General features: G+C 69.6%; 10 protein-coding genes. 3 read left to right on the plus strand and 7 right to left on the minus strand.

Annotation, left to right across the window (positions count from 1 at the left end; genetic code table 11):
• Positions 1–245: 245 nt before the first annotated feature.
• From SLINC_RS24050 to SLINC_RS24075, 6 genes are all read right to left on the minus strand, one after another.
• Positions 246–2,897, minus strand: coding sequence for an RICIN domain-containing protein (locus SLINC_RS24050; RefSeq protein ID WP_067436817.1), 2,652 nt, complete (start codon positions 2,895–2,897; stop codon positions 246–248).
• 58 nt (positions 2,898–2,955) lie between these two features.
• Entirely contained in the window at positions 2,956–5,367 is a 2,412-nt protein-coding gene (locus SLINC_RS24055) for a non-reducing end alpha-L-arabinofuranosidase family hydrolase (protein ID WP_067436820.1), read from the minus strand.
• Positions 5,368–5,611: 244 nt separating this feature from the next.
• Positions 5,612–7,138, minus strand: coding sequence for a sigma-70 family RNA polymerase sigma factor (locus SLINC_RS24060; RefSeq protein ID WP_067436823.1), 1,527 nt, complete (start codon positions 7,136–7,138; stop codon positions 5,612–5,614).
• 927 nt (positions 7,139–8,065) lie between these two features.
• Positions 8,066–8,722, minus strand: a complete 657-nt coding sequence (locus SLINC_RS24065; RefSeq protein ID WP_067436826.1) for a DUF1326 domain-containing protein — start codon at positions 8,720–8,722, stop codon at positions 8,066–8,068.
• Positions 8,723–8,867: 145 nt separating this feature from the next.
• Positions 8,868–9,740 (minus strand): DUF2182 domain-containing protein, encoded by an 873-nt coding sequence (locus SLINC_RS24070; protein WP_079164692.1) that lies wholly within the window; start codon positions 9,738–9,740, stop codon positions 8,868–8,870.
• A 221-nt stretch (positions 9,741–9,961) separates the two neighbouring features.
• Positions 9,962–11,197: a PP2C family protein-serine/threonine phosphatase gene (locus tag SLINC_RS24075; protein ID WP_067436833.1), complete on the minus strand. Its 1,236-nt coding sequence runs from the start codon at positions 11,195–11,197 to the stop codon at positions 9,962–9,964.
• Positions 11,198–11,405: 208 nt separating this feature from the next.
• Here SLINC_RS24075 and SLINC_RS24080 point away from each other — a divergent pair, with 208 nt between their 5' ends.
• The gene (locus SLINC_RS24080) at positions 11,406–11,879 is read left to right on the plus strand and encodes an ATP-binding protein (protein WP_067436835.1); all 474 of its coding nucleotides are present in this window, start codon (positions 11,406–11,408) and stop codon (positions 11,877–11,879) included.
• A 328-nt stretch (positions 11,880–12,207) separates the two neighbouring features.
• On the opposite strand, the gene SLINC_RS24085 is transcribed toward SLINC_RS24080, so the two are convergent.
• A complete protein-coding gene (locus tag SLINC_RS24085; RefSeq protein WP_067436838.1) occupies positions 12,208–12,735 on the minus strand; it encodes a hypothetical protein in 528 nt (175 codons plus the stop codon).
• 318 nt (positions 12,736–13,053) lie between these two features.
• On the opposite strand from SLINC_RS24085, the gene SLINC_RS24090 reads away from it, so the two are divergent.
• Together SLINC_RS24090 and SLINC_RS24095 are read left to right on the plus strand one after the other, a co-directional pair.
• Positions 13,054–13,314 carry a hypothetical protein gene (locus tag SLINC_RS24090; RefSeq protein WP_225988372.1) on the plus strand — a complete coding sequence of 87 codons (261 nt, stop codon included), beginning with the start codon at positions 13,054–13,056 and terminating at the stop codon, positions 13,312–13,314.
• A 95-nt stretch (positions 13,315–13,409) separates the two neighbouring features.
• Positions 13,410–14,066 carry a PadR family transcriptional regulator gene (locus SLINC_RS24095; protein ID WP_067436843.1) on the plus strand — a complete coding sequence of 219 codons (657 nt, stop codon included), beginning with the start codon at positions 13,410–13,412 and terminating at the stop codon, positions 14,064–14,066.
• Positions 14,067–14,101 lie beyond the last annotated feature (35 nt).

Raw genomic sequence — 14,101 nt, forward strand, 5'->3', positions numbered from 1 at the left:
TCGGCGGCCAGTCTTGTCGAGATGCGCGATGAGCGGTATCCGCATGGCTTCTGACCTGTTCGGATTCGTCGTGCGGGCGCCGTCGTGGGGGCTTGGTCGCACCGCTGTTGACCATGGTTGCCCGCCCTTATGGGCACGCTTTGGGCACGGGCTCGTGCAGAAGGGGGTCCCAGGGCGTTACGCGGGTCCCTCTGCCTTGGCGGGGCCGCCGGCCGTTGTGGCTGCGGCCCCGCTCGGTGTGTGGGTCAGGACGGGTCGCCGTACTGGAGGCCGCGTCCGTTGGTGCCGACGTAGACGCGGCCGTAGGTGTCGGGGTCGCCGGTGATGACGCCGACGCTGCCGATGGCGCCCCACTGGTGGGCCTTGTCGTTGACGCGGAGCCAGGTGGCGCCCTTGTCGGTGGAGCGGAAGACTCCGGTGACGTCCTTGACGGTGCCGATCAGGTACAGGGCCTGGTAGTTGGTGCCCGGCTTGGCCTTGCCGAAGCCGAGGGCGGAGGCGGACTGCACCGTCTTGAGCGTGGTGAAGGTACGGCCGCCGTCGGTGGAGTGCAGCAGTCCCTTGTCGGCGCCGGCGATCCACAGGTCACCGGCGATGCCGGGGACGGCGGTGAGCCGGCCGGTGGGCAGGTTGCGGGCGCGGGCGGTGAAGGTCGCGCCGCCGTCGGTGCTGGCGTGGAGCGTGCCGCCGGACAGTGAGTAGAAGGTCCTGGCCGAGGAGCGGTCGGCGACGACCACGGCGTCGGTACCCAGGCCGCTGACCTTCGACCAGCTCGCCCCGTTGTCGGCCGAGCGGTACGGGGCCTGACCGGCCTGCGTCCAGACGACGGTGGAGCCGTCCGCCGCGAGCGCGACACGGCCGTCCTGGGCACCGGCCACCGGCTCCGACCTGAAGCCGTTCCAGGTGCGGCCGCCGTCGGTGGAGTAGGCGCCGTCCTGCGCGCCGCCACGTCCGACGCGGACCATCAGCGCGGGCTTGGACTGGGCGAAGTCGATGTCGGTGCTGTTGGTCATCATCGGGTTGCTCAGCCGCCCGGAGGGCACCTTGGTCAGGGAGTCGTGCCGGAAGCCGCCCTGGTCGCCCATGGAGGTGATGACGGTGGCGCCGCCGGGCGGGGCGATCGCGTCCAGCAGCGCGGTCTCCTCCAGCCCCCGGGCGCCCATGCTCCAGTGGCTGGTGCCGCCGCTGTCGGAGGCGTTGGCGTCCTTGCTGCGCAGGATGCCGTTGCCGGTGCCGTACAGCACATGCCCGGAGTTGAAGGGGTCGATGGCCAGGGCGGTCATCCAGTGCCCGGTGTGGGTGCCGACGTAAGGAGCGGCGGAGGCGTTGCGCTTCGACTTGTCGGCCAGTGCCTTCCAGGTCGTACCGCTGTCGGTGCTGCGGTAGATCTCGTCCTCGGGCCACCAGCGGCCGAGGGTGGTGACCATCACCGTGGACGGCTTGCGCGGGTCGACGGCCAGACCGGAGAAGCCGTAACCGCCCTGGGAGGGGGAGATGTTCTTCCACGCCCCGCTGCCCGGCGTGTACTTCCACACCGAACCCGCCGTCACGCCGTTGGGTCCGAGGTTGTCGGTGTACGTCACGTACAGCGAGCCGTCACCGGAGAGCACACCGTGCTGCGGCAGCTGGCCGGTTGGCTGCCCGGCGACGGCCTGCCAGGTGCCGCCGCCGTCGGTGGAGCGGTACAGGGAGGTGGATCTGTCGCCGACACCGACGTAGACCGTCTTGCTGCCGGCCTTGCCGTACGTCACGAAGGCGATGCCGGCGCCGCTGCTCGCCCCGTTCCTGACGGGGAACGAGGAGACCTGACTCCATGTGACGCCGTGGTCGGTGCTGCGCCACAGGCCGTTCTTGCGGGTGCCCAGGAGCAGGTTGGCGTTGTTCGCGGGGTCGACCACCAGCCGCTCGCCCGCCCCGCGGCCGTCCTCGTTGCCGCCCAGCTTGAAGGGCAGGTTGGTGCGCTTGAAGGTGCGGCCTTTGTCGGTGGAGCGCAGGATCGCGCCGTTGCCCGCCCAGTCGTTGGTGTAGGTGCCCGCTCCGAGGTAGAGCCGATTGGGGTCGACGGGGTCGGTGGCCACCGAGTCGATGCCCAGCAGGTTCCAGTCCTTCTCGCCGATCCAGTCGGTCAGCGGGATCCACTGCTCGGCCGCGGGGTCCCAGCGGTAGGCGCCGCCCATGTCGGTACGGGCGTACAGCAGGCCCTTTTCCTTCTGGTTGAACACCAGCCCGGAGACGTAACCGCCGCCCACCACCTGGGCGTTCTTCCACCGGTACGGTCCGGACGCGGCCCTGGTCCGCGCCTCGGCGGTCCCGGCCGCCGGGGCCCCGGCCATCTTCACCAGCTTCCACTGCTGGTTGGCGCCGCCGTGACCGGGATACTGGACGACTGCCGCGCCCTGGGCCGTGGAGCCCCCGGAGACCTCCAGGACCTGGCCGCTCCTGCGGGACGTGAGGGTGACGGCGTCGCCGCCGCTCACCTCGTCGATCCGCCACTCCTGGGCGGTCGAGGAGCTGTCGGTCTGCTGCTCGGCGGCTGCTGCCCGGGCGGTCGAACCGCCCGCTATGCCCAGCACCTTGCCGCTGTTGCGGTTCACCAGCTCGTAGTAGCCGTCCCCGGCGGGCTTCAGCTTCCACTGCTGGTTGGCGGTGCTCTGGTCGGTCCACTGCTGGATGCGGGTGCCGTCGGCGGTGGAGAAGGAGCTGACGTCCAGCACCTTGCCGCTGCGCACGGAAACCAGCCGGTAGTAGGCGCCCGCGTCGACCGTCGCGGCCTGCGAGTCCTCCTGTACGAACAGGAAGTACGGCACGACGATGGCGGGCACGCCGAGCGCCAGGCCGGTGGCGGTCCAGCGACGGCGATGACGCCCGCGGCGCCCGCCGTTCGTGGGGTTGTTCATGGGGGTGAGGTTCTCCTTGTATGTCACCGTGTCACCGTGTCGCCGTGGATCCGGCAGGTCAGCGCTTCAGGGTGAGGACACCCGGGCGGTACGGCAGCTTCACGTAGTCGGTGCCGTCCGAGGACGGGTCCCTGCCCTGGTAGAGGAACTGCAGGTTGCAGGGGTCGATCGTCATGGTCTGGTCGGGATTGGTGCGGACCAGGTCACCGTGGCTGATGTCGTTGGTCCAGATGGCACCGCTGTTGGCCTTGCCCGCGAAGGGGCTGGACTCGCTGCCGGCCTGCTCGGCCCACGGGCCGTTCAGGCTGGAGGCCGTGAACGAGCGGAAGTAGCGCCCGTTCGCGCCCATCGCCTCGACGATCATGAGGTACTGGTTCCGGCCCTGGACCTTGTAGACCTCCGGCGCCTCGAACAGCCTCGCCTTCGTGTCGCTCATGACCGTGGTGTACGAGGAGCCGAAGCTGCCCGGGAAGTTCCCGAGCGGCATGGCCGACTTGTAGATCTTGCCGTTGTCATCGGCGAAGAACAGGTACATGTTCTGGTCGTCGGCGATCACGGTCGGGTCGATCGGGGTGCCTTCCGAGCCTGCGGGGAGGCTGCCGGTGAACAGCTCCTTCGGCGCGGACCAGCCGCCCGGGTCGGTGGGGTCGCTGGACGTGCGGTAGCTGAAGGGCCAGGCGGTACCCCACCCGTTCGAGACCAGCACCCAGATCTTCTTGGGCGCGAAGTAGAACAGCTTGGGCGCCACCGCGGACCCGCTGATCCCGGTCTGGGGGGCCGTCGCCATGTCCGACCAGTTCGTGAACGGACGGAACGTCATCGCGCCCCACTGCGATCCGGTGGAGGTGGTCGCGTAGACCAGGTGCTTGCCGTTGTACGTCACGGTGGTGAAGTCCTTCAGCGCGACCGACCCGTTCGCCGGCTGCGCCAGCGGGCCCGTCGAACTCCACTTGTACGTCGACGGAAGCGCGCACGTGGTGCCGCCCGACCCGGATGACCCGGATGACCCGGAAGAACCGGACGACCCGGACGGGGCGGTCCACTTCTGGTTGTCGACGGACGCGCAGGAGTACAGCTGGATCTTGGTGCCGTTGGCCTTGGCCGCGCCGACGGCGTCGAGGCACAGCCCGGACTGGACGCCGGTGATCGTGCCGTCGGTGTTGATGTTCCACTGCTGGTTGGCGCCGCCGTTGCAGTCCCAGATGACCACCGCGGTGCCGTTGGTGGTGCCCTTGTTCTTGGCGTCCAGGCACTTGTCGCCGTAGATCTTCAGCTGCTTGCCGGAGGTGTGGGTCCAGCGCTGGTTGGTCTGTCCGTTGCAGTCCCACAGCTGTGCCTGGGTGCCGTTGGCGGTGGTGGAGTTGTTGATGTCGATGCAACGACCGGAGGCAAGGCCCTTGATCTCCCCGGTACCGGTCCCGCCGGTCGTCCCGCCGGCGGTGGCAGCGGGGGCGGCGGCCTTGAAGGCGTCGACGACGGCGGTGTAGGCGGCCTTGGGCTTGCCGTTGTTGTCGAACAGCAGCGGGTTCTCGCCGGTGCGCCAGGAGTCGCTGTCCCGCACGCCCCACACCGTGATGCCGGTGCACCGGGCCACGGACAGACAGGCCTTGACGGCGTCGGCGTAGTGGGTGGGCGATGCCTGGGCGATGTCCAGCTCGGTGATCTGGACGTCGACGCCCAGGGCGGCGAAGTTGGACAAGGTGGTCCGGAAGCTGGACGGCGGGCCGCCGGTGCCGAAGTGGCTCTGGAACCCGACGCAGTCGATCGGTACGCCGCGGGACTTGAAGTCCTTGACCATCCTGTAGACGCCCTGGGTCTTGGCGTCCGACCAGTTCTCGATGTTGTAGTCGTTGTAACAGAGCTTGGCCGAGGAGTCGGCCGCGCGGGCCGTGCGGAACGCTTCCTCGATGAAGCCGTTGCCCAGCACCTTCTGGAACACCGAGCCGCGGAGCTGACCGCCGGCGCCGTCGGCGAACGCCTCGTTGACCACGTCCCAGGCGTAGACCTTGCCCTTGAAGTGGGTCATCGTGGTGGTGATGTGGCTGTTCATCACGCTGCGCAGCGTGTTCGCGTCGCCGATCGAGGAGACCCAGGACGGCAGCTGCGAGTGCCAGACCGTGGTGTGGCCGCGCACGCGCTGGCCGTTCGCCCTCGCACGGTCGACGATCCGGTCGGCGGGGCCGAAGTCGAACTTGCCGCGGGACGGCTGGACGGCGTCCCACTTCATCTCGTTCTCCGGGGTGATCATGTTGAACTCCCGGTCGGCGATCGCGGTGTACGCCGAGTCGCCGAGCCTGCCGGCGGCCACAGCGGTGCCGAAGTACCGGCCCGAGGGGGCCGCCTCCGTACCCAGTGACGCGGCTCCGGCGGAGTTCGGGAGGATCGTCACGACACCGGCGACCACCGCCGCGGCCGAGAGTCCTATCGCCCATGTCCGGCGACGCCGGCCGAGCCGGTGCAGGCCCTTCATGATTCACCTAGAGGTTCGTGCGTGTGTCGCGTCAGTCGCGTCATCAGAGGGGCTTTCTTCGGGGATACGTCAAAGGGGGAAGGGGAACCTGCCACGCGCCGGCACGTCATGTGAGCGGCGGGAAGAGCACCCCACGCATAGGAGGCCGCTGAACGCGCGGTCTCGTAACGGAAAAGTCGCGCCGTCCGGCCGATCGCTCGGTGAGGCATCTCTCAGGCGAAAAGCGTTATGAGCGGTGCGGCACTCAGGCCCAGGCCCTGCGCACGATGAAGGAGGCCTGGCCGGCGAAGGCCTTCGTGCCGTCGGAGCCGTCGAGGAAGATGCCACCGTCGCGGTGGCGGATGACCGATCCGGGATAGTTGTGCGCGTGCAGGGTCACCGACCCGGCGACCGCCCCGGGGCGCGCGCAGAACGTGGCGTCTTCGCGGAACAGTTCGCTGCCGTCGTCGGTGCTCAGCCGTAGCCGCAGGTAGTGATGGCGCAGATAGCGGCCGTCGGCGGCGCGGAAGGTGACGCACCGTGTGTCGGCCAGCCCCCGGACGACCGTGAAGGTGACCCGCTGCCGTGCCTGCGCGCTGCCGGCCGAGGAGACCGGGCCGAGCGTGGCGAAGTCGCCGGCATACGTGAGGTACAGGGCGGGCTGATCCACGGACTCCAGCGAATGCGCGCCCAGCGGAACAGCGTCGGCGGTGGCGGACGGACTCGCCGGGGACGGCCCGGCCGGCGTGGAGTGGCCGGCCGTGGGAGCGGCGGTGACGCCGGGCACCCGGGGCGCCGGTTCGGGCCAGGCCACGTAGGCGGCGCCCCCGGCGATGAGCACGGCGCCGGTGGTGAGGCCCGCCAGCGGATGAGCGGTCGCCGCGTAGAGCTTGCCGATCAGCGAGGTGTGCACACCGGCCGCCTCCGTCGCTGTGCCGACGGCGACAGAGGCCGTGGCCAGCCCGGTGGTGCTCGCGGCCGTACCCGACAGCAGGCCCTTGGCGGCCAGCGCGGAGATGAGTGCGGCAGGGACGGCCAGCGGCGTGAGGCTCACGAGCAGCCGTTCGGACGGAACCCGTTCCGCCGTCGTCGCCGTGCAGAGCGGGCAGTCGCGGGTGTGCCGCGCGATCCGCTTGCGCCACACCGATGTACGCAGACCGTCCCAGCCGACGACGGTCTCGTCCAACTGCGGACAGCGCGGGTCGGCCTCCAGCGCGGCGACGATCGTCCGGCTCACTTCCAGCTGCTCGCGCATGCGTTGCAGGCGGACTCCGACGTGGGCGACCGTGAGCCCCGTCGCGGCGGCGATGTCGGCACGGCTCAGCGAGCCGGCGCATTCCTGCCACCACAGCGAGAGCAGCATCCGATGATCCGGATCGAGCCACCGGGCGGCTTCGACAGCCTGGCGGCGCTCGTCCGACACATGCAGACGCAGGATCGTCACGTCCTCGGGTTCGGCGCGGAGATCCGGTATCTGGCGCGCCTCGTCGATGACCGTGGTCCGGTCGGCGAAGGTGCGTTGCCGGTGCCAGTGGGTATTGATCTGGCGGAGCGTGATCGACACCAGCCACGACCGGAAGCTCTCCGGGGCACGCAGAGCAGGCAGGTCGCGCACCACGCGCAACAGGGTTTCCTGGACCACGTCATCGACGTCGGCATGACCGCTCAGCGCCCGCCCGACGATGTTGTAGAGCAGCGGCAGGTACGCGGCGATCAGCTCCTCGCGCGCCCGATCGTCACCGGCCTGCGCCGCGACGACCAGCCCCGCGTGGTCCCCATCCATGAACGCCATTCCACTTCCCTCTGAGGAGCGATCCGCCGAGTGCGGCGCCTCGCCCTAACGTCGGCAAAATATGCGGACAAAGCCTGCGTCTCGGGTCGACGGGCCGGCTCGTGCAGGCTTGGAGGGCCTGGTACGGCGGGTGCCTTCGGGCAGCCGGCGGCCGACTCGTGGACGGCCCGTTCAAGACCGGCGGTCGAGTCGCCCGCCGCTCGTGGGGTTGTCCATGGGGGTGAGGTTCTCCTTCCACGCTGTTCACCGGAGGAAAGCCGGATCCGCTCCCTTGTCGTCACAGGCTCCTCTCAGGGTTGCCTTGAGCTGGAACCTTTTTCGGGTCACCTCGTGGTGGGGTGGACGCCGATCAGCGTTCACGATGACGTTGCTCCAGACGATCAGCGTTCTGGCACGGATCTGGCACGCGGCGAGTGATCACAGCGGACAGCAAAAGGCCCGGGTCGATGACCTGGGCCTTAGTCGTGGAGCGGCAGCGCACGGTTGCGGGAGCACATGGAGCAGGTCTCGGCGGCCGAACAAGTCGGGACGGAGCCGGCTCGGAGCGGCCCCTGCGGTCTGCGAGGAGGTGCCCGTCATCCGGGTGCGCGAAGGCCATGAAGCAAGCCTGGGCCAGGATGCGCCTGTCGCGCTCCTCCGCTACCTCCTGGCTTTCTTCCGGGGCAGCGGTATCAGCCGTAGTGGCGGCAGGGGGCTCAGCTCATGGTTTCGCCATCTCGGCGCGGAGCTGCGGGAGCACCCTGGTCCGAGCGGTTCGATGCCGCGCAGGAAGTCGCGCTGTGGCATGCCGCCGACGTACATCTGGAGGATCTGGCGGGTGTTCGAGCAGTCCGTGCGGGTGGGGGATGCGGTCGGTGATCTCGGGCTGCCGACGACCGAGAGGGTCGCTCAGGGCTGTGCCCGAGCCGGTCCGTGTGGCCGGGTGGGTCAGTCGGGGCCGCTCCAGTCGAAGGGGAAGTGCTTGCTCGACTTGCCGGAGCGGTCCCAGGAGAAGCCGAATGCATTCGCGTGGTCGACGGTGGCCCGGCCCCATGTGGCGACCTGGCCCGGTCCGACTTCGGCACCCGGGGCGTTGTGGACCTGGACACGCGCGCCGTCCGCGGTGGTCGGGCCGGTGAGCGCCTCTGCGGCTGCTGTGACGCGGCCGGGGACCTCGGCCCGCCAGGCGGCGAGGTCATCGTCTATCTCGACGTGGATGGGTGCGACGTCCATGCCACGCATCTCGGGGTGGAACATCTCCCCGAACCGCGCCGGCCAGCCGCCCGCCTCGCCGCCGAAGACGGCCCCGAGAGCACCGCGTTGCTGTTCGTCGGCGCGTTCGTCGAGGAAGACGGCGGCGTAGGGGTCGCTGTGCTCGCCGGCCCAGACGTTGCCCGTGAAGGAGCCGAGCATCAGGACGTTGAGGCCGTCGAGACGGACGTCGCCGTAGCTGCCCTCCCGGATGTGCCAGACCAAGACGCCTTCGCAGTCGCCGTAGGTCGGGGGCTGGGCGAACGTGCACGGACAGGGGATGGCGCACTTGCACACATCGAACCAGTCGCCGGTCAGATGCCAGCGTGTCGCAGTGGTGGCCTGTTCTGTCATCTCGCTTCCCTCCTGCCGAGCCCCAGGAGGCTCACTCGGAGTGGCGAGACCGTGTGTGCCGAGCCCGGTCCCGGGATCGGGAGACGGTCTCCCTTCCAGCTTGCACCTTCCTTCCCTCATGGGGAACCCGGTCACGGGCAAGGGATCACATGTCGTCCATCGACGGCATCGAGTCCCGCAGCCCGGGAAGCAGCCAGTCCTGGAAGGGTGCGAGCACGGCCAGGACGAGGAATACGACGCCCATGGCGCGGGCGAGCAGGGGGCCCCGGGACCACAGCTTCTCCAAGAAGATCACCACGGCCAGCCCAGCCATCGCTGCCACGTTCATCACGCCCAGCGGAACGAGGACGACCATCAGCCCGGCGCAGCAGCCGGCGCAGTAGGCGCCGTGGTGGAGGCCCACCCGCAGGTCGCGCGCCGGCCCCCGGAAGCCGGAGTAGCGCACCAGGTGGCCCAAGGGGTCGCGGCAGTGCCGCAGGCAGACGGTCTTCAGGGGGCCCAGTTGGTAAAGGCCCGCGAGCAGGAAGCCGACCGAGCCGATCCAGCGACCGGTCGCGGGGTGGTCGTCGACGAGGCTGCCGGTGAACGCCAGCGCTGCGTAGGTGAGCAGCCCGAACGCCATCCACACCAGCAGATATCCGGCGACGAACTCGACGGTACGGGCGGTCCGGGCCCAGCCAGAGGACTGCCGGCCGATGCCCCGGGCCCAGGTGATGGCCACCGGCGCCATGGACGGCAGCATCATGGCCGCCATCATCGTCACCCAGAGCAGCAGGAACAGCGGCAGCGCCATCCCCATCGTGCCGGGCTCGACCCCCATGTCCCGGGCCTGGCCGATCGTCAGCAACCAGGCGGGCACCGCGATCAGGACCACGAACAACCAGGCGGCCGCGAGATCCCGCGTGGGCAGCAACCCTCCACCCGTTCCGGTCGGGGCGACCGACCGGTCGGCTACTGGGGCGGAAGTCCGGCTGTGACGCATCGGCGTGTTCTCCTGCGGCTCCTTCCAGGAGAGCATTTCCTTGCCCTCGGCGCGACCTGGGGCTTCAGGAAGAGCGGGAGACGAGAATCGAACTCGCGTTCTCGCCCACCGCGCACCCGAAGAGGCATGCCCCCTGCCAGAGGCGGGGCACATTGGGCGGTGCCTGATCGGCGCCGGGCTGAGAGGGCGGGGGCCAGGGGCTCACAGGTTCTTGCTGAAGAAGGAAGTGAGCTTGGCGAATGCAGGGGTGACAGCCTTCACCGCAGAACGCGTGACGTCCTCGCGGACTGGGCATATCTCGGTCCGGGCGTTCGCGCGCGGCCTGCGAACTGGGGGCCGTGCCAGTCCAGGCACAGGACGGTGGCGTCGTCTTCCGGGTGGCCGTTGCAGGCATCGGTGACGGTGGTGGCCAGATTGCGCGCGACCTCGCGCGGGTGTTCGTCGGCGGTGTCAAGGATGAGGCCGGGGAGGTCGACCTTCCGCGCTTGGCGTTCTTGCATTCCGTCGGTGTAGAGCACGAGGCGGTCACCGGGGCGCAGGTCGAGGTCCTGCACCTGGTAGGGGCCTTTGTGCGCGGCGACGCCGAAGGGCAGGTTCACGGCAAGGCGCAGTTCGTCGACCGTGCCGTCGCGCAGTCGCAGGGGCCAGGGGTGGCCGGCGTTGACGAGCTGGGCGCCGGTCCCGTCCAGGGCGATGCGCAGCATCTGGCCGGTGGCGAAGGTGTGTCTGCCGTGGTCGAGGAGGGCTTGATGGGTCTGGCGGGCCTGTTCGGCGAGGTCCATCCCGGCGCGGCGGGCGCCGCGTGAGGCGTTGACCAGGAGGGTGGCCATGAGGGCGGCGTCGACGTCGTGGCCCATGGCGTCGGTGATGGACAGGTGCAGGGTGTCGTGGCCGAGGGAGTAGTCGTAGGTGTCGCCGGCGATGTCGGAGGCCGGGACCAGCGCCGCGGCGAGGGCGAACTCGGCGGCCTCGCAGGAGGGGGCTGAGGGCAGCAGCTGGCGCTGGATCTCCGCGGCCAGGCTGACCGAGGTGGTGCGGTTGCCCCAGTGGTACAGGTCGGTGAACCGGCGGTCGGTGACGATGATGTACGCCAACGCGTGCGCAGCCTCTTCCACCTGTTCCAGCACATCCTGTGTGACCTGGGGAAGGAACAGCTCCAGGAGACCGACGGCGTCGCCGCGATTGGTGACGGGCGCGAGCACCCGCTGCCCGCGCTCCCCGTCCGGCGCCTGTACCACTTCCTGGGCGCACAGGACCTCGTCGTAGATGCTGTCGTCGAAGGGAACCTGTTCGGCGCGGCGCTCCTGTCGCGTAGCCGCCTCCTCGCTGACCCGCAGCAGGCGCTGACCGACCACGTCGACGAACAGGAACGACACGTATCGCGCGCCGAACCGATCGCGCAGGTTGCGCGCCACGACATCGAGGGAGGCCATCGGCGTGGCGTCCTCCGCCGCTGCCAGCACCTCAGCCAGTCCGATCCGATCGCGTGCCACGTCAGCCTCCTTTTGGGTTGCCAACGCGTTTTCCCGCTGAAGCGGCAGGCACAGCATGGCTGTGACACATGCCTCAGCCTGTTTGCGCCGGGACGGGAAGGAACCCCGGAGACGTCACCCTCCTGACTGCCCCGGCACGCCTGAGGTGAAGGTTCGGGGGTAGGGGCGTCGCAGCACCTTCGGGTGCAGGGGAGGGAGGTGGGACAGCATGGTTCAGACGGCGGGCAGTGAGGGCGGGCGGTCTCTGGTGGAGAACCTCCTTTCGGTGTCGGGGGCGTTCGAGGGCAGCGAGGACATCGCCGTCGCCCGGGATCTGGCCCGCAGCTTCCTCACCGATGTCCAGGCCGAGCACGGGCTGCCGGTGTCCGGGCGCGCGATGGGGATGGTTCAGCTCGTGGTCAGCGAGCTGGTGACCAACGCCCGCAAGTACGCACCCGGCCCGTGCCTGCTGACGCTGGAAGTCAGTGGCGGCGTGGTGGAGGTGACCGTGTGGGACAGCAACCCGACGCCGCCGGCGATCCTCGCACCCGACCCCTTGCGGATCGGCCAGCACGGGCTGGAGATCGTCATGGCGGTCGGCCAGAGCTTCGCGGTCCACCGCGAACCCGTGGGCAAACGGATCACCACAGCGATCGTGCTGGCCGACGATCCCGGCGGGGACGTCACCAGTCGCCGGCTGTGACGGCTGTCGCCATGCGGACGAGCAGAGCAGGCGTCCTGCCTGCGGCCTCCACCGCACAACGGCTTCCGGCGTGCTCGCGGCACGCCCGCCCTGTGGACCGGGGCGACGAACACCCGGGCTCCAGCGGCGAGGAGAACGAGGCGGGGTCGGTCACAGGTGGGCGTGGATGATGGCGTGACCCTTGCCGCGGCCCAACTCCACGTCACCCTCGAATTGGACCAGACAACAAGTAAACCCCAGGCCATTGACCTAGGGTTTCAATGTGGAGCGGGTGACGAGAATCGAACTCGCGCTCTCAGCTTGGGAAGCGACGGCGCTTGGGCGGGATCTACGCCTCTGACCTGCACATACACTTTCTCCTTGAGGTGCTCGTGGGGGGCGCATCGCACCGCTGTTGACCGTGGTTGTCCGTTCTTACGGGCACGCAATGGGCACGATGCCGCGGATCGGCGGGATCGTGCGTGAGCGTGAAGGCCGATGCCTCGGGTTCGGCTCGCTCGGCTGTCTGCTCCAGCAGTGTCCTCGCGAGTGCAGACACTGGATGCGTAACGGCCTCGCAGGTGTTCCGGATCGCGCGGGCCGGGTCGGGCAGGTCGACGGTCCACAGCCCGACGGAGTCGCCTGTGCTGATGGCCAGAGTGCGTCCGTCCGGGCTGAACGCCACTGCTGCGGGCGAGCGGGTCCGCAGGGTGATTCCGATCTGGAGAGCGGCCTCGACGTTCTCGACGCCGGCCGGCCGAAAACGCCGCCACAGTGCGACAACCCGGTCGTGCGTCGCGCTCCACGCTTCTGTGGCCATCAGTGCGACCACGGTCGTGCCGGCGGTCTGCGCGAACTGCACCAACTGTGGATCCATCTCCTCAGTTCGAGTGCCGAGCCACGGTCTCCTGCGGCCTCCAGCGATTCCTCCAACACCGCGAAAGCGTCGAGGCATTCGCGCCGCAGGTTCGCTGGAAGGGTGGCGGGGAGTCTTGCATGGACCGCGAGCGCTTCGTTACGGACGAGCGCGACCTCCGAAGCCACGACACCGAGTGTGGCCCGGGGACGGATCAGGTCGGCCGCAAGGTCTGCCGCCGAGCATGCCTCGTCCCATTGTTCGGCTCCGCCCCGTGCGACTGCGAGGTTGCGCTGCCGACCGGCCGACCCCTCCGGCTCGCCGTCCTCCACGAGCCCGGTGGAGCCCGCTCGTACCAGAACGGCAACAGAGGCGGAGCCCGCCGAGGAGCCGGACGAGGGGGTCGAGGTGGTACCCGAGACGGACGCCCCGGCCGCCGACAGCTCGTCCGCGGAGCTGCCGGCGGCCCGCTCACCGGACCGGCACCGAGGCCCCCTCGACCTCTCCAACCGGCGGATTCCCGTGCTCACACTGGGCGGAGGGCTGGCTCTGGTGGGCCTCGGCATCGGCTTCCTCGGGGTGCGGATGCGCTGCCGCTGAGCGGCTCGCGACGGCCCGGTCCCCCTTGAGTCGGACCTCCGGCGTCCCCCTCAGGACGCTTGTCCACGCGGACTTACTCGGTATACATACTCGGTATGTCCATCCGCCACGGGCTTCTCGCCCTCCTCGAACGCGGCCCGCGCTACGGCTCACAGCTCCGTACGGAGTTCGAGTCCCGCACTGGTTCCACCTGGCCGCTCAACGTGGGTCAGGTCTACACGACGCTCAGCCGGCTTGAACGCGACGGCATGGTCGTGCAGGACGGCGAGGACGAGGCCGGCCACGCGCTCTACGCGATCACCGACAGCGGTCGCGTCGAACTGCGCAGTTGGTTCGAGAACCCCGTCGACCGCACCAGCCCGGCCCGTGACGAGCTGGCCATCAAGCTGGCCATGGCCGTCGGGGCGCCCGGGGTCGACATCCGTGACGTCATCCAGTCCCAGCGCCGGCACACCGTGAAGGCCATGCAGGACTACACCCGGCTGAAGGCGCAGGCTCTCACCGCCGTGGAGGAGAACGGGGCACGGGAGCGGGACGACATCGCCTGGCTCCTCGTCCTGGAGCAGCTGATCTTCCAGCTCGAGGCCGAGGCGCGCTGGCTCGACCACTGCGAGTCCCGGCTGATCCGTCTCTCGTCGACCGCCCCGGCGGCGGGGCCGGAGCCGGCCTCGCCGGGGGCGGCAGCGGGAGTGGCGGGAATGGGGGCGCGGGCGGGAGCCGGGGCAGAGGAGGCCGCACGCCACCGTCTGTGACGTCCGCCCTGCACGACCGGCCCTGAGCGCCCGAA

This window comes from Streptomyces lincolnensis (genome assembly GCF_001685355.1).
Taxonomy (GTDB): domain Bacteria; phylum Actinomycetota; class Actinomycetes; order Streptomycetales; family Streptomycetaceae; genus Streptomyces; species Streptomyces lincolnensis.

What these genes read in the sequence shown, in the direction of transcription:
- SLINC_RS24070 (WP_079164692.1), bottom strand. Translation starts at nt 9,740, where the DNA reads ATGCTCTCCTGGAAGGAGCCGCAGGAGAACACGCCGATGCGTCACAGC.
- SLINC_RS24065 (WP_067436826.1), bottom strand. Translation starts at nt 8,722, where the DNA reads ATGACAGAACAGGCCACCACTGCGACACGCTGGCATCTGACCGGCGAC.
- SLINC_RS24095 (WP_067436843.1), top strand. Translation starts at nt 13,410, where the DNA reads ATGTCCATCCGCCACGGGCTTCTCGCCCTCCTCGAACGCGGCCCGCGC.
- SLINC_RS24060 (WP_067436823.1), bottom strand. Translation starts at nt 7,138, where the DNA reads ATGGCGTTCATGGATGGGGACCACGCGGGGCTGGTCGTCGCGGCGCAG.
- SLINC_RS24050 (WP_067436817.1), bottom strand. Translation starts at nt 2,897, where the DNA reads ATGAACAACCCCACGAACGGCGGGCGCCGCGGGCGTCATCGCCGTCGC.
- SLINC_RS24055 (WP_067436820.1), bottom strand. Translation starts at nt 5,367, where the DNA reads ATGAAGGGCCTGCACCGGCTCGGCCGGCGTCGCCGGACATGGGCGATA.
- SLINC_RS24080 (WP_067436835.1), top strand. Translation starts at nt 11,406, where the DNA reads ATGGTTCAGACGGCGGGCAGTGAGGGCGGGCGGTCTCTGGTGGAGAAC.
- SLINC_RS24085 (WP_067436838.1), bottom strand. Translation starts at nt 12,735, where the DNA reads ATGGATCCACAGTTGGTGCAGTTCGCGCAGACCGCCGGCACGACCGTG.